Annotated in this window: 13 protein-coding genes; 9 read left to right on the plus strand and 4 right to left on the minus strand. The window is 45.7% G+C overall.

Annotation, left to right across the window (positions count from 1 at the left end):
* Nucleotides 1–6: 6 nt before the first annotated feature.
* Together SPK40_RS10325 and SPK40_RS10330 are read left to right on the plus strand one after the other, a co-directional pair.
* Nucleotides 7–1458, plus strand: a complete 1452-nt coding sequence (locus SPK40_RS10325) for an MFS transporter (RefSeq protein WP_330960425.1) — start codon at nucleotides 7–9, stop codon at nucleotides 1456–1458.
* A 97-nt stretch (nucleotides 1459–1555) separates the two neighbouring features.
* Nucleotides 1556–2227, plus strand: a complete 672-nt coding sequence (locus tag SPK40_RS10330; RefSeq protein ID WP_330960426.1) for a pyridoxamine 5'-phosphate oxidase family protein — start codon at nucleotides 1556–1558, stop codon at nucleotides 2225–2227.
* A 94-nt stretch (nucleotides 2228–2321) separates the two neighbouring features.
* Here the strand turns inward: SPK40_RS10330 and SPK40_RS10335 are convergent, their stop codons facing one another.
* Nucleotides 2322–3110 (minus strand): SDR family oxidoreductase, encoded by a 789-nt coding sequence (locus SPK40_RS10335; RefSeq protein ID WP_330960427.1) that lies wholly within the window; start codon nucleotides 3108–3110, stop codon nucleotides 2322–2324.
* A 107-nt stretch (nucleotides 3111–3217) separates the two neighbouring features.
* Nucleotides 3218–3832, minus strand: a complete 615-nt coding sequence (locus SPK40_RS10340; RefSeq protein ID WP_330960428.1) for a Crp/Fnr family transcriptional regulator — start codon at nucleotides 3830–3832, stop codon at nucleotides 3218–3220.
* A gap of 254 nt (nucleotides 3833–4086) precedes the next feature.
* Between SPK40_RS10340 and SPK40_RS10345 the strand changes: the two genes are divergently transcribed.
* From SPK40_RS10345 to SPK40_RS10370, 6 genes are all read left to right on the plus strand, one after another.
* A complete protein-coding gene (locus tag SPK40_RS10345) occupies nucleotides 4087–4341 on the plus strand; it encodes a hypothetical protein (protein ID WP_248141503.1) in 255 nt (84 codons plus the stop codon).
* Nucleotides 4342–4562: 221 nt separating this feature from the next.
* Nucleotides 4563–4883 carry a hypothetical protein gene (locus tag SPK40_RS10350; protein ID WP_248141502.1) on the plus strand — a complete coding sequence of 107 codons (321 nt, stop codon included), beginning with the start codon at nucleotides 4563–4565 and terminating at the stop codon, nucleotides 4881–4883.
* Between the two features lie 30 nt (nucleotides 4884–4913).
* Nucleotides 4914–5654: a helix-turn-helix transcriptional regulator gene (locus SPK40_RS10355; RefSeq protein ID WP_330960429.1), complete on the plus strand. Its 741-nt coding sequence runs from the start codon at nucleotides 4914–4916 to the stop codon at nucleotides 5652–5654.
* Nucleotides 5655–6029: 375 nt separating this feature from the next.
* Complete coding sequence (locus tag SPK40_RS10360) at nucleotides 6030–7040, plus strand: porin (RefSeq protein WP_248141500.1); 1011 nt, start codon at nucleotides 6030–6032, stop codon at nucleotides 7038–7040.
* 246 nt (nucleotides 7041–7286) lie between these two features.
* A complete protein-coding gene (locus tag SPK40_RS10365; protein ID WP_330960430.1) occupies nucleotides 7287–8135 on the plus strand; it encodes a hypothetical protein in 849 nt (282 codons plus the stop codon).
* A 1044-nt stretch (nucleotides 8136–9179) separates the two neighbouring features.
* Nucleotides 9180–10418 (plus strand): site-specific integrase, encoded by a 1239-nt coding sequence (locus tag SPK40_RS10370; RefSeq protein WP_330960431.1) that lies wholly within the window; start codon nucleotides 9180–9182, stop codon nucleotides 10416–10418.
* A gap of 15 nt (nucleotides 10419–10433) precedes the next feature.
* On the opposite strand, the gene SPK40_RS10375 is transcribed toward SPK40_RS10370, so the two are convergent.
* Both SPK40_RS10375 and SPK40_RS10380 read right to left on the minus strand, forming a co-directional pair.
* Nucleotides 10434–12890, minus strand: coding sequence for a toll/interleukin-1 receptor domain-containing protein (locus tag SPK40_RS10375; RefSeq protein ID WP_330960432.1), 2457 nt, complete (start codon nucleotides 12888–12890; stop codon nucleotides 10434–10436).
* Between the two features lie 162 nt (nucleotides 12891–13052).
* Nucleotides 13053–13370, minus strand: coding sequence for a hypothetical protein (locus SPK40_RS10380; RefSeq protein WP_330960433.1), 318 nt, complete (start codon nucleotides 13368–13370; stop codon nucleotides 13053–13055).
* A gap of 777 nt (nucleotides 13371–14147) precedes the next feature.
* On the opposite strand from SPK40_RS10380, the gene SPK40_RS10385 reads away from it, so the two are divergent.
* The gene (locus SPK40_RS10385) at nucleotides 14148–15047 is read left to right on the plus strand and encodes a hypothetical protein (RefSeq protein ID WP_330960434.1); all 900 of its coding nucleotides are present in this window, start codon (nucleotides 14148–14150) and stop codon (nucleotides 15045–15047) included.
* Nucleotides 15048–15053 lie beyond the last annotated feature (6 nt).

A 15053-nucleotide genomic window follows, 5' to 3' on the forward strand; every position in this document is an offset into this window, starting at 1 on the left:
CGCAAGATGATTGAGACAAAGTCGCCACACCCCAGCTTCATTCTGGCAGCGGTGCTGCTTGCTGTGTTTGTCGTACCCGGTTCTATTTCAGGGACGGCCGTTGCACTGCCTTTTATCAGCGCAGATTTGCAGGCCGACTCCACCCGTCTTCAGTGGGTGGTCAATGCGTTTAACCTGACTTTTGCCTGCTTTACGCTGATTTGGGGCACCCTTTCAGACAGCCTCGGCCGGAAACGCGCATTCATAACCGGAGCGTGCCTTTATGCGCTGGCTTCTGCCGGTTCACTGTTCTCGCCGGACGTGCTGTGGCTGGATCTGTTCCGGGCAATGGCCGGTATCGGCGGGGCTGCGATCTTCGCGTGCGGCAGTGCGATTCTGATCAGCGTGTTTGAGGGGCACCAGCGTACCCGGGCTTTTGCGCTCTTTGGTATGACGGCTGGACTGGGGATTACGCTGGGACCGACGATCTCCGGTGCATTGCTGGAATGGTCGGGTTGGCAGGCGATTTTCGGACTGCATGTCGGGGTCTTATGCATCGTGCTCATACTCAGTGTCTATATACCAGCGGATCTGCCAGCCAATCAGCGAACCGGCAGGTTAGATGTGACGGGGGCCGCACTCTTTATCGGCACGATGTTGCTGATGATGCTGACAATATCGCAGGGTGCCGACTGGGGCTGGCTCAGTCTAGAAACCCTGATGAGTACTGCGATGGCGGTGTTGTTGCTGGCTGCTTTTGTGTTTAGGGTCAGCCGGTCAGCGCAACCGGTGTTGAATTTGGCGCTGCTCAGAAACCGCCGATTTTCAGGGCTGATGCTGGTGCCTGTGGCAGCGAGTTTTACCTTTGTGGCTTTACTGACTTACTTCCCGACTTATCTGACCGGTGCCATGCAGATGCCGCCCTCAAAGGCGGGTTTCACAATGCTGTTCCTGACCTCGCCGGTGCTTATCTTTCCGCTGATTGCCGGAAGACTGGCCGCCAGAGGCATCAGCCCTGACCGGCTGATGTGCCTGAGTCTGGGCAGTCTGCTGACGGGTACTGCGTTGTTGCTGGTGTCGGTTGAGCCGCTCAATTCTTTCGGAATGATTGCTGTGTCGCTGCTGATGATCGGGATGGGCATGGGGATGTCTGCCGGGTTGGTGGATGGGGAAGCTTTGGGTTGTGTCGGTCCGCATGAAACCGGTATGGCTGCCGGATTGCTGAACACTTTCCGTTTGGGCAGCGAAGCTGTGGCTGTGGCGCTGTATGGCTCCCTGCTGAGTGCGAGTCTGACGCAGCTGGGTTCTGGTTCGCTGGGGCAGGCCGGGCAATCTCAGCTGCTGAACCCAGCGATTTCAAGCTCTCAGGAAGCCTTCGTGCACACCAATGTTGTGTTGCTGACTGTGGCGTTTTTGGTGTCGGTTGTGAGTGTGTTTTTGATACGGGGCCGGGTGAAAGTCGTTCAGGTCAGCGCATAACTGGCCCCACCTTTTGTTTGAAACTGGCTCTGAAAATCAGGCCAGTTGCGCAGTACATTGCCCGTATTATCTGAAATGTACTGAATGCAGGGATGTTATGTTATCGACCACACCAAGAACCACGATCAAAAAAGCGTCGCACAAAGCTGCCGTTGAACAGGAAAAACTGTATCAGATCATCGATCAAAGCCTGATCGCACATATTGCGGTGAATGAGGCACAGGGCCCGGTGGTGATCCCGATGCTGGCCTGGCGAGTGGATCAGCATGTTTATATTCACGGTGCCAACAACAGCCGCCTGATCCGTGCGCTCAAAAAGGCGGAGCAGAGCTGTCTGACTTTCACCCTGTTTGACGGCTGGGTGCTGGCCCGTTCCGCTTTTCACCACAGTGCGCATTACCGCTCTGCAGTGGTTTTTGGTCAGTTTGAAACGGTTGAAGATGCATTGGAGAAGGATCGCCTGCTGAATCATTTTATTGAGCAGATTGCCCCGGGGCGGACGCAGGAAATCCGGCTGAGCAATGCCAGAGAGCTGGCTGCAACGTCGGTGTTACGGATCCCGCTCAGCGAGGCGTCGGTGAAGATCAGCAACGGAGATGTGAAAGATGATCTGGCGGATCTGGATGTGCCGGTCTGGGCCGGAATGATGCCGTACCGGACAGTGATTGGGCCGCTGAAAGCTGCTGCTGATTTGCATGAGTCGATCCCGACGCCGGATTACCGTGCACCTTATGGCGATCGGTGGCACGAGCACGCGCATCAGGGATGATTCAGCGCGCCACTGAAAGCTTTCTCCGGACAGCCCTCATTTGTGTTCAGTTGTTTGTACTGAGTTCAGAGGGCTGTATCTGCGATGTCAGTTATTACTGCCGGTTGACGAGATGAAAGCCGACCGAGGGGGTGACCCGGCCAAGGACATAAGCCAGTTTCGACAGGCCGACCCGGATCTCATCGTGGTTCCGTTGTAATCCGGTGATGGTTTCATGGGCCACGCACTGTGGTGTCATCGCCCGGACCGTAGCCGGTAATCCGTTCTGGTGAAAAGGAGTGTCGACCAGCGGCGGCAGGACTTCCACCACCCGCAGGTCGTAATTTTTCACCTGTTCGCGCAGGCTCTGGGTAAAACTGTGCAGTCCGGCTTTGGCAGCACAGTAGTACGGATTAGCCGCTTTCGGGTTGTACACCAGCCCGGTGGTGACATTGATGATCATGGCGCCGGGTTGTTGCAGCAGCCGGGGCAGGGCATTGAGGGTCATGCCGATATGGGCTTCCAGATTATGGCGCAGTTCCAGCTCGTAATCTTCACATCGGTCTTCATGATCATCGTCATGGTCGGGTTCACGGTCAGCGCTGTCGGGTTGCCGCGCTGCCAGATTGTGCGGGCGGCTCCAGCCTGCGTTGTTGATCAGGACATCAAAATTCGGGTAATGATCATCCAGCCAGCGAAACAAAGCATGGCGCTCATTTTTCTCGGCAATATCCAGGCTGAATGTCACCACGCCCCGCGCTTCCAGCCGTGCCAGTTTTTCTTTATCCCGTCCCAGCACGATCACCGTATTTTCCGGTTGTAGTCGTTTGACCAGCTCAAGCCCGATGCCAGAGCTGCCGCCGGAAATTACAATGGTTTTGCCGATCAGTTTTTGCTGTTTCATGTGTCCTCCTGTTGCCGTTTCACGGCCTTGATATAGGTACAGGAGCAACATTAAGGCTGCCGGGCGGGAAACACTTTAACAAAGGTTAAAACGGCCTGATTTTTGTTTTACATGTGCCGCTGATAAGCATTCTGGACACCGAGCCGGGCACGGATCCGCGATAGCGAAACTTCGGAAATGCCCAGATACGAGGCGATATGGTAATTGGGGAGTGTTTGATGGAGGGCCGGATACTGAGCGCAGAATTGCTGGTACAGCTCTGTAGGTGACAGCAGTAATAGATCCGCTTCCCGGGATTCTTTTTTCAGAGCCAGCCGGGTGAGCAGTGCCTGACTGAGCGACTGCCATACCGGATGTGCTGTGCAAAGCTGCCGGAAAGCCGTAAACGGTAGTGACAGACACAGGGTGTCCAGCAAGGCTTCGCAGCCAAAACGGGCCGGTTCGCCGGTATGCATGGAAGACAGGCTTGAAGCGACATCTGCTGTTTGCAGAAAAGACTTATTCCGCCGGGTGCCGTCTGGTTTGATGTAATAGTGGCACGCCAGGCCCTGACTGATAAAGCGCAGTTCCGGCGTCCGGTCTCCCGGATGAAAAATGGCTTCGCCGGCCCGGTATCTGACCTCGCGCGCCAGCATTAGAAGTTGCGCCCAGTCTTCATCGTCAACCGGCGTCAGCTGGTTAAGCGTGTGATGCAGTGCTGTATGCGGCGAGGTGATGTCCATGGGCGATGCTCCTGCGTTGTTTTCGGACTGGTCTTTAAAACGCCTCCAATAGCCATGAATCTTAGCGTGACGGATTCATGACGCGTGTTGGTAGCAGGGGAAGGAGACGTGCGGAAAATCTTAACATCAGCCGGTTTGGGGCGATGCGAGCAAGTGCACATCAGGGCACAGCATATTTAATGTTATCCGTGAGCTTTCCGCATGAAATGATCTGGTGCCTTATATCTGTTGAGGCTTAGTGAAGAGAATGTCCGATGCTTGAAAATAACGCCTCGAATAATGAGTTTCTGTGGTCTAAGATCAAAAGCTTACTGGGAACGACCATTTCTACGATTGGTTGCTTTTATTTCTGCTTGCTTGCGTATCAGATGTTTACCAAGTCTTTCTATTATGCTGAGCCAGAAAGTTTCGCCTATCAGGGGATGGCGCTGGGGGCTTTGCTGATCGCTGTGCCCTTTTTTCTGTTCGGTGTGAAATCATTCCTGTTGCTGCTGGGGAAACGACGCTAAACCGCTGCATCCTGTCTGCTTCGCCTGAATTGACCAAAATGCCTGGCGCGTTTTCAAGATTCAGGCGCTACTGCAATCAAATCGTTTGTGCTGCTGAAAAGTCGGCGATCTGGCCACAAGCCGGATATGCGATCTATTTTCCTGTCTGATCCAAGCTACTGACACTCCCTGACAAAGCGGTGTGATTTACTGCGTTTGAAATCAAACCAAGGAGAAATCACATGACGCAACAAAATGTAGTCGAAATCGTTCAATTCAAACTGGCTTCCGGCGTTTCAGAGTCCGATTTCATGACGGCGAATGAAGCATTTCAGGCCTGGGTGCTGCAACAACCGGGGTTGTTGTACCGTTCGTTGACAAAAGGCAGTGAGAGTCAGGAATATACCGATATCATTTACTGGGAATCGATGGCCCATGCCAAAGCGGTCACAGAGGCATTCTCGGGTGTGCCGGTCTGTCAGCAGCTCAACCAGTTGATTGACAAAGCAAGTGTGGCCATCACGCATCATACAGTGGTGTCACAATCAGCCTGTACGGGCTGAGGTCATACAATGGAATGAAGGGTTGGTATCGTGCATAAATCAGAACGTCTGTTCCAGCTGGTGAATTTGCTTAAAGGGCGGCGTCTGGCCATCACGGCAAAAACGCTGGCGGAACGGTTCAGTGTGTCAGAACGGACGATTTACCGCGATATCCAGCATCTTCAGAGTTCAGGCGTTCCCATTGAGGGTGAAGCGGGGATCGGCTATCTCATTGCCGATTATCCGCTTCCGCCGATGATGTTCACGTATGATGAACTCACGGCACTTTTGCTGGGAAGCAAAATGGTAGATGCCTGGACCGATACACACCTCGGCGAGAATGCAAAGTCTGCGATTGCCAAAATAGAAGCCGTGCTGCCGAAGCATCTGAAACAGCAGCACGACCATTCACCATACCTGGTTTCAAGCTTTAACCACGGCCCGCAACAGAAAGTCTTCAGCGCCCGGTTGCGCTCCGCGATTGAGTCAAAAAATATTGTTGTTCTGCATTATCAGGACGTTGAATCGCGGCAGACACGGCGTCCGGTCGAACCGCTGGGGCTGGTCTACTGGGGCGGCAAATGGACGTTGATTGCCTTTTGCCAGTTGCGCCACGACTACCGCGAGTTCCGGTTAGACCGAATCCTTGATGTTGAGCTTACCGATCAGCACTTTGCGTGCCATGCGCAGAAAAATCTCAGTCATTATGTTGCGCTTGTGAAAGCGAAATATGCGGCACTGGCAGCCGAAGGGATTCACGGCGCAGACTGTGATGGTCCGGCTGAAGGATAATATCAAACGCGTGACTGAACTGACGTGTGAACAACACCAGCCGTAAAACATCAGGCGTTCAACGAAAAAGCAAAGAGATGTCCGTCCGGGCTCGTCTGCATCTGCTTTCCAGCCCAAATAGATCCATTGTTCGTCCGAATTTCACGGCGCCATGCCAAGTTTTGGAAGTTGTCGATTAATTCCTCTGAGGTATGATTTGGCGTTGGGTGGGTCGCAAATGGGATATAACACAGGTTTTGAATAAATTTGTTGTTGTTATTTTATGCGTTTATGTAATTCCTTAACTACGCTATCAATGCTCGCTTCAAATGCTCACATTATTGTCATAACGCTGAGTACCGGCGCAGAAAAACACAACAAAAGATGGAAGATGATATGAATAAAAAGCACTTGGCAATTGCAGTGGCAGCTGCATTCTATGGATCGCAGGCTTTGGCAGTGGAATTGTATAACGAAGCAAATACCACTTTTGCAATCGGTGGACATGTTTCTGTTGGGCTTGGCGGTTCTGATGAGGGTGAAACTGAAGTTCAGCAAGTTTCACCGCGTATTAACTTTCTTGCGACACAAGATATCGGAAACGGCTTCACCGCTGATGCAAAAGGCGAGTGGGCACTGAATTATCTGGAAGGCGGCGAGGAAACCTTCTCCACGCGTCTGGGTTACATTGGTGTATCGCACAAAGCTTATGGACGCGGCGTAGTGGGCACGCAGTGGTCTCCATATTACGATGGCGCCGGCATTGCGGATTTGCCTATCGCGTTTGCGAACGACTTCCTGTATGACGATCAGGGCCCGCTGGGTACTGCACGGGCTGAGAGAATGATCTCCTACCGGAATAGTTACAATTTCAATCAGGCGGGTGTGTTCTCGTTTGGCCTGGGCTGGCAAGGGAAAACCACCGGTGAAGAACTGGCTGGTGCTGACGCAGAATATGATGCGCGCTTCCAGATTGCGCTGAACTATTCCATCATGGGCTTTGGTCTGAACTATGCCTACAACACCGGCGATGTGAAGACGGCAGCCATTGATGACACGGCGGTTTCGCACATGTTCAGTGCCAATTACGGGACTTATGGGGATGGCCTGTACGTTGCTGTCGTGTATGCCATGAACGAGTACATGAACCAGGGGCTGGAAGAGTCGATTGCGATTGAAGGTCTGCTGGCCTATGCCTTACCCAACAGCCTCAACCTGAGTGTGAACTACGAGTCGGTCGACGACGACAAAAACAACGACACCATCTTCAGTCAGATGGCGCTCCAGGCGGAATATAACTTTACACCGACCTTCGTCGGGTTCGCGGGCTACCAGTTTGACTTAGGAAACGATATTAACGTTCCAGAAGATGACATGTGGATTCTGGGGATGCGTTACTACCTGTAACCGATTCAACCAAACCATCCAAGTCAGCGCTGCGGGGAAACCTGCGGCGCTTTTTTGTCTGCATTTTTCTGATTGAATGCCTGCTTTTTAGTGAATTCTCTTTCTTGTTTTTTTCACAGAACTTTGATTCTTGGGCTCATGCTTGAAGAACGAAGTGTGCAATGGTTTTGGGATTTTTTATTGCGAAGGTGAAGCGCAGAAGTATATCATTTTCTTTCTGTCGCTATTTGAAAGAAGGTAAATCAGTTGGGCGGTGATAATACACTGTTGTTCGACTGCGATCTTAAAGCAGTTGAACTATTGAAACATCTGGCAGTTTTCGATGCATCAGTCAGAGCAAAGTTTATCGAATCAAGATTGTCCATCGAAAAAGGTTTTGTTGGACAACCATACAGTCACAATGATGTCGTGGATTTACATATTCCATATCACAACCAATTGTATGGAATGAAGTACATCGAACTGTGTAACAATAAAATCGGCGTGGATTTTATTTCACCGAACACCTTAAAGTTCAAAAAAGTATATTTCTGTGCAAGTGTCGAAAATGGACTTTCAATTGAGGTGAAGTGTACCAAAACGGGTGAGTTTGATATCAAACCTCGTGAAGCCCATCGAATTAACAAACAGAAAATAAAAGATAGCGAAGTGGAGAGCGGGGCATTGCACTTGACGTGTCGGCATTCTGATTTTTATCTCTTTATTGAAACATGTGAACCGGAAGTCAGTGTCTCCGATAAAAACGAGCAAGTTCAAGAGAATATGATTCCGCACCCATTTCATTTTATTAAAGATTACTGGATAATCCCGACCTGTATAATTGAGTCGTCTCTCTCGGATTTCAATGATGATAAATTGAGCAAAGATGATGTCATCAAGTTGGAAAACAAGATAAAGACAAGAAAATCTAGAAAAATGGCACCTGAAACTGTTGCGTTATTGGTTTCCCTTCGTATCAAACAGTGGTTAATCAGCAGCGGAGAAGAAATTTTTGACAGGAAGATTTCATTAGATCAGAGAAAGCAGGAATCATTTCGAAAGAACGGTGGTAAATACAAGAAGAAGACGCACAGCACAGTACCTGAGTATTCATGAAGTAGGCAGGTACAAATATTGGGGTGTGCTGATTCATGAACGATCGTGAGGCTTGGTTACTACGTAATGATATCGAAGCCATTGTCAGTCGATGCCCGGTCATTGTGTCTCACGCTCTCACTCGCTTTGACTTCTATCCTCAACATAAATGAGCCTGACTCTGATCAGATTGATGCGATAAATTCTGCTGCCATTGCAACAGAGTAGATTCGTTTTCCCTGCAGGGTATCGAGGGAAAATTTTCTGGCTACGCATTGAAAGCGCTCTACAGAAATAAAGCTTTCAGCGAGAATCAGCTGTGGCTTCAATGCTTAAGCCAGATCGAAATGTCGAGCTTATTTTTCGTGAATAGCCGTTGCTTTAAAAAGAACCGCGATCATTGTCTTATCCTTATGAAAGTCAGTGTGTTGGGTTCAATATAACGTGGCGAAAAAAGGATACTTCGATGATGGGCTAAATGTGGTGTTTCGTCTTTTTAAAGGAGAGGCTAATTATGTTCGAAGGCTTTCTCTATCACTTTTTTCTGCACCACAAAGAAATATTATTCGGTTGTTCTCATTGTTCCCTTTATCAATGATATATTTAACCTCTTGCACTATGGTATCTAATTTTAAATCTGGAATACCTGCTAATAAACTCATGATAGTTAGCCGAAATGATGTTTTGGATATGTTACTTCTTTGTCGGTTATCAGTAAATTTTTTAACATAGTTTTGAGGCTACAACCATATGATCTCGAAATGACTATAAATGAGGGCTATGAATTGTTTAATGAAAAAAGCCGGAGCAGTTTTCACTGTTCCGGCTTCTCTGTATCTGGTGGCCCCTGACAGACTTGAACTGTCGACCAAGCGATTATGAGTAACGAAATTGATGGTTTTCAGTGAACGTTAATGAACAGTGAAAACCAAATAAAACTATAAATATCAAGATTATAATAATAATGATTTGTTTTTCAATGTTCACTGAAGTTCATGGGAAAATGACGATTTTGCTATAAATATGCTATAACGGGGAAAACGTGACGCAAGGAAGCCGACCAAAATGCCCATCAAAAAGAAGATCACCGCCATCAGTATCAAACAGCTTACTCTCGAAGAAAGACGCCTCAATGATACCGAAATTTCGGGCTTTCATGCACTCATGTCAAAAGCGGGTAAAGTGACCTACTACCTCTATTACCGCATTGATGGCAAGCAGGTGAACTACAAGCTCGGGTTAGCGAGTGAAATCACGCCAGCACAAGCGCGTGACCTTGCCAGAGAAAAAGCAGGGGAAGTCGCCAAAGGAAACGACGTTCAAGAAATCAAAAAAGCTGCACGGGAAGAAAACCAGCGGCGCCGACATCTTAAGCTCTCGACCTACCTTGCCGAGCGTTACGAACCTTTTCTTACCACGAGAAACCCAAAGACCTCACGCAAAATCATCAACCATCTGACCAACAGCTTCAAATTCCTGCTCGATAAAGACCTGGAGCAAATCACGGCGTGGGAAATCGAAAAGTGGCGGACAAGCCAACGTAAGTTAGGGCGAGCACCTGCGACTATCAATTACACCCTGAACACGCTCAAAGGTGCCATATCAAGGGCGGTTGATTGGGGGCTGATTGAATCGCACGACTTGAGAAGGGTAAAAGCAATTAAAGCCGATAACACCCGCGTTCGTTACCTGACTGAAGTCGAAGAAAAGCGGCTGCGCCATGCCCTAAAAGAAAGAGACTGGAAACTCAGGGAAAGCCGACGTTCGAACAACCAGCATAAAATCATTCGTGGCTATGACACCTTGCCGAGCTTGGATGATGTGGCGTTTGCTGACTATGCAGAGCCATTAGTGATTCTTGCTATGAACACAGGTTTGCGCCGCGGTGAACTGCTCGGCCTTGAATGGACGGATGTTTCATTTGATGAGCGATTCCTCAAAGTGAAAGCCAGCAATGCGAAATCAAAACTCTCGCGCACTATGCCGCTAAACAATGAAGCGTTTGAGGTGCTGAAAAAGTGGCGAGACCAAAACCCGACTACGCGCTTTTTGTTTGAAGGGAGAGAGGCAGGGAAAGCGATCACAGATGTGAAAAAGACATGGGGAACTGTGCTGGAAATCGCCATGATTGAAGGCTTTAACTTTCATGACCTCCGCCATCACTTCGCGAGCAAACTAGTGATGGCGGGGGTAGACCTGAACACAGTTCGTGAACTGCTAGGCCATGCCGACCTTAAGATGACCCTTAGGTATGCTCACTTAGCGCCAGAGCATAAGGCGGCGGCTGTTAGCTTGATTTGTTAATTTTTATCTGGATAATCAACGGGTTCTAGCTAATGATTCTAGTTTCTCTTCCATACGCTGTCTACTGTCTGCAGGATATCGTGATAAATCTCTCTCTATAAAAGATAGTGCTTTATTTAAATCGTTATCGAAAGCTGCATTAAATGCCCTATACTTATTCATCGTTCGATCAGATACATGTCCATTTTTGATACTTTCAAGCTTATCTAATGCCAGCTTAAACTCATCGATATCTTGAAATTTTAAAGCAATGTCACAGTATGAAAGTAATGGATAATGAATGGTTGGATATTTATCAACACAGTCTTTTATTTTATCGAGCGATGCGACTTTGTTGTTCTTTATTTTTGCTAGGAATATGGCTTCTGCTATATCTGCCATTTCATTAGACTGTTCAGATGAAATTCCTCTTAAGTTTTCGATAAGAGTCTTTAATGTTTCCTCTTTTGATGAGTTATCATTAGAGTTAATAAGGCAGTTAAAGTAGGCTTGAGTATGGAATTGGTTTCCTCGATTCGATTCATAATTGTTTTTCGCATATTCAAGAGCTTTGTCGTATTCTTCTAAGTGGACATATACTTGAACTATTTCACGTTTGACACGCGCTGCGACATAAACATTATCGATTATTTTATTAAATCGTTCAAGAGCCTCTTGATATCTTCCTTGAAGTCGATAATAAAAGCCCATTAAAAAGTTATGCTCATCACCTTTTATATGTTGAACTTCAGTTAGAAACTTTTTGTTCTTTGTTTTTGCTAATGATAAACATAGATAGTATCGTATATCTTGAGATGATTCTTCATCTATATTTCTTTCCTTGGATAGTATTTTATATGCAAGATCAATTATCTTTGATAAGTTCCCTTTATTATAATACATATCCTTCATACATCTTAGGTAATGGGTAGGGATAAGATATTTTTCATCTATTTCCCCTCCATTCTTAAGTGTTTCTTTAATGGCAAAGATCATTTGAGAAGAGTCAATCTCAAATAAGTCATCATTTTGAACTGTCTCTCTAACTTTTTTTGAAATTTTATCTTGAATGGCTGGGTCGAGATTTATTCTGTTTCTAGATATGTAATCTCTTACAATGTCATTTAGGCGAATCATTTCTCTATCAGATCCTATTAATTCGACAATGTGTTCCGAGGCCAGTTCTTCTAGTATTGGATAGTATTCCACTTCTGGTAATATGGAGAATATGAAATCTGTAGATATAATCTCAAACTTAGATAGCATTCGTATGAAATCAGATTTTATTTTATTGTTTTCATACTTTGCAAGTAATACGGATGCCTTGTCCTGACTGTATTGAGATAGTACAGTCATCTTATCTGCGAAACTACTCTGAGTGTCATGTTTAAGTAGTTCTGCCGCATATGTGACTTGGTCTGGATATCCACACAGTAAATCGCAAATATCATGAAACTGATCTGGGGTAATATCAAGGTTATATAATCCGGCTATTTTGCTGAAATGCATTTCTCTTTCTTTCGCATTTAGCTCATTTAGTTCTATGAAGAATGTTTTACTATCTTTAGGTCTGTTTTTAAATAATACCTTATATTTCGAAGCTATACAGAAAATAGGACGGTTAGAGTCATATGTATCTATAACTCTCATAAACCAATCGCTTAGCTCTCTTTTATAATTTATAAGAGAGCCGTTATCAATTATGAATAATATTTCATTGCAATCTTTAGCTGCATCCATGATTTCATGAATTAGTGAGACTTTCTTGTCAATGCTCATATCTGACATATTCTCTAGATTTCCCCCAAAATCTACGAGTCCGAAGTCATTTAGAGAAAGTATGAAATCTTCAATTGATGCATTTCTATCAATTGAAATTACTGAAGGTGAATATCCTTGCCTTACAAGGCCTGTTTTCTTCAATCCCTCATACATAAACCTTCGGCGTCCAACACCAGAAAAACCTGAGCAGACAATATTTAATGGCTTAACACTGAAAAAATCATGGATTCTTTGTTCAAACTCATCCATTTCAGTAAGTCGACCTATGAATAACTCATCACGTTCCTTTAGCCTTGGATGCTTTGACCATGATATTTCACGAAGCTTATTGTGGATTTTTTTTGCCGCGACACTAGACCTTTTTACAGGTCTTAAGTTGTACTCTTTTAACCAGTCAGGGATACGTTTATCGTCATGACTGGTATCATCAATTACGATTGGGAATATTTTGTCTATTTCTCTTTTGTCTAACCTATTTTTTGCTTCTGATATTTCTCGTTTTACCCAATCGGAATCCAAGGAGTTGTTAGATATGAATAGTACAAAAAGACTAGACTGTTCCAGCCCTAAGATTATTTCATCTATTGATTTTTCACCTTCTTCAAAAGTGAATTCATCATAAATTATATTGTCCTTTTGCAGCCAATTAGCAACATTTCTAACATATGATTCTTTATCTTTACTAGAATGAGATAAAAATGCAATTGTCATAGAAAACCCTCAAACGTTATGTTCTGTGATATGTTCAACACCTGCAATATTCGCGAGCATATTACAATAAATGCAAATTTCCATTTGTAATACTTTTAGCTCTTCTCTAAATTCGATAAGGCTATCTTCTGCTATAGAGTCTGTATTACTTATGACTGTATGTCATTTTGTAGTGAAAGGTCGAAACACTTGGTTTAGAATGATTATTGCAACTTTAGTGAATTCTGTGCAACCACGTCCATTATTTTTTATTACTGTTCTTGTGATGTCGAAAATTGAGTAAATACTTTTTAATGCTGACTCTTCGTTCCCATATTGTTCGATTAGTGGTTGTGATGTCACTCTGGTCGCTAACTCAATATATAACTCCCAAGCTGCATTTTTATCTGCTTCTTTGGGTTGCCATTCCATGTCAAGAAAGGGACCTTTCAGTTTGACTTTCGATAGCTCCCACTGTCCTAACCAAGTTTTGAATTGCATCTTTACACATTCCTATTAGTCTGTATTTTTATAGGTTGATTCTGTCGAAGAAAGTGTTGAGTGTAAACATGAGTCTGTAATCTCACGCCCAAAATTTACTGTTAATGGTAGTAAGTAACTCCCAATATTCCATTGTTTACCTTACGAGAATACGAACCTGAACACTTGTCGATAGGTTACACGTCATAGGAACATATCGTTATGAGGTATCGTGTTGTTTCGGCTTTGAAGCCGACTTCTGAATCGAATTGAAAGGGAGATTGAACCGAGCCATTTCGGTGAGATTGACCTTTAGGTTACCTCCTTCAGTCAAAATCAAACATTCGGCTTCTTAATCGACGAAGTCGCATAAACACTAGGCTTCTAACCAAATCGGGTAAACCTAAAGGTTAAGCTTGTTCGGCTTACAAACCTAAAAGTCCTTCCTACACCGACATTTATCCAATCCCTGTCGATTATCATTGCATAACGTTATGTAACGCTACGAGAATCCGAGCCAGATCACTTGTCGTTAGGTGACACGTCATAGGAACATAACGTTATGATGTATAGTGTTGTTTCGGCTTAGAAGGTCGACTTTTGAACCGAATTGAAAGGAGCATTGAACTGACCAACTTCGGTCAGATTAACCTTTAGGTTACCTCTTTCGATCAAAACCAAACGTTCGGCTTGTTAACCGACGAAGCCGCATAAATATTAGGCTTCTAACCGAAGCGGATAAACCTAAAGGTTTGGCTCGTTCGATTTACAAGCCTAAAGGCTAGGAATAGTGCAAGGATGCAAAAAAGACGTTTTTACCGCTTAGACGAAATCAATGATGTTACCCCTATAACCAAAGGTGATTTGCTTCATGCCGTTGAAAGAGGCCAGTTGTCGCTCTGCGCGTGGGTGGATGCCAAAGTGCTAGGTGCTCAAATCCAGAGTAAAGAACCTAGTAGGCCAGCGTTGGCAAACTTATTCGACTACCGTGGGGTATTAAGCCTTACGTCCAAGCAATCCATTGATTGCTTCTTGTCGCTTAAGGTCGAGATTAGCCGGACGCTTATCCTTGAACCTGAGTTCGTTTCCAATTGGCGCAGTACATCAACGGACTACCCAAAAGCCAAATCTGTTCGGTTTGGCTCGGTTACCACATTGCCGAATAAGCCTTTAGCCCCCTTTGTGGCGTTCGCGTCGATTGGTACTCTGGCTGTATACGGTCAGAGGGCAAAGCAATTAGCAAAAGCGGGGAAAGATGAGTGGCAAAAAGAGGGTTTCTCTGGCCTGTTGGATGCCTTGCTCGGTACTGATGTAGAATTGGCAATTAAACCGTTAGAGATTCGGTTTGATCAGCTTCGGTTTGATTTGGAAACGGTTAACAAAGTGTTTGGTTTGGAAGCCGCTAAGAATGCGCCTCAAAGCCCAAATGTTGTGAATGTTGAGGGTATTGAAACGCATCCTATCAAAATCATGATAAGCACTGTGCTTGCTGGTAATCGGGAAGCCAATGCTCGAACCATTTGGAATGCAATAAAGCGGGATCACCAAACCGATGCCAAGCAGATAGATGTAGATAGCCTGATTAGCACAATGAACAATGATGAAATCGAGTGGTTTGGTCAGAAAGATGCGGTACGAATCACCAAGTACAAGACCTTTCAAAACCTGATAGCAGAGGTCAGAAAGAACCAAAACTAAAAACCT

The sequence above is a fragment of the Photobacterium sp. 53610 genome (genome assembly GCF_036409375.1).
Taxonomy (GTDB): Bacteria; Pseudomonadota; Gammaproteobacteria; order Enterobacterales; family Vibrionaceae; genus Photobacterium.

Coding starts and splice junctions, on each gene's coding strand:
- SPK40_RS10380 (WP_330960433.1), bottom strand. CDS start 13,370: ATGCAATTCAAAACTTGGTTAGGACAGTGGGAGCTATCGAAAGTCAAA.
- SPK40_RS10375 (WP_330960432.1), bottom strand. CDS start 12,890: ATGACAATTGCATTTTTATCTCATTCTAGTAAAGATAAAGAATCATAT.
- SPK40_RS10345 (WP_248141503.1), top strand. CDS start 4,087: ATGCTTGAAAATAACGCCTCGAATAATGAGTTTCTGTGGTCTAAGATC.
- SPK40_RS10325 (WP_330960425.1), top strand. CDS start 7: ATGATTGAGACAAAGTCGCCACACCCCAGCTTCATTCTGGCAGCGGTG.
- SPK40_RS10335 (WP_330960427.1), bottom strand. CDS start 3,110: ATGAAACAGCAAAAACTGATCGGCAAAACCATTGTAATTTCCGGCGGC.
- SPK40_RS10350 (WP_248141502.1), top strand. CDS start 4,563: ATGACGCAACAAAATGTAGTCGAAATCGTTCAATTCAAACTGGCTTCC.
- SPK40_RS10385 (WP_330960434.1), top strand. CDS start 14,148: ATGCAAAAAAGACGTTTTTACCGCTTAGACGAAATCAATGATGTTACC.
- SPK40_RS10330 (WP_330960426.1), top strand. CDS start 1,556: ATGTTATCGACCACACCAAGAACCACGATCAAAAAAGCGTCGCACAAA.
- SPK40_RS10370 (WP_330960431.1), top strand. CDS start 9,180: ATGCCCATCAAAAAGAAGATCACCGCCATCAGTATCAAACAGCTTACT.
- SPK40_RS10340 (WP_330960428.1), bottom strand. CDS start 3,832: ATGGACATCACCTCGCCGCATACAGCACTGCATCACACGCTTAACCAG.
- SPK40_RS10360 (WP_248141500.1), top strand. CDS start 6,030: ATGAATAAAAAGCACTTGGCAATTGCAGTGGCAGCTGCATTCTATGGA.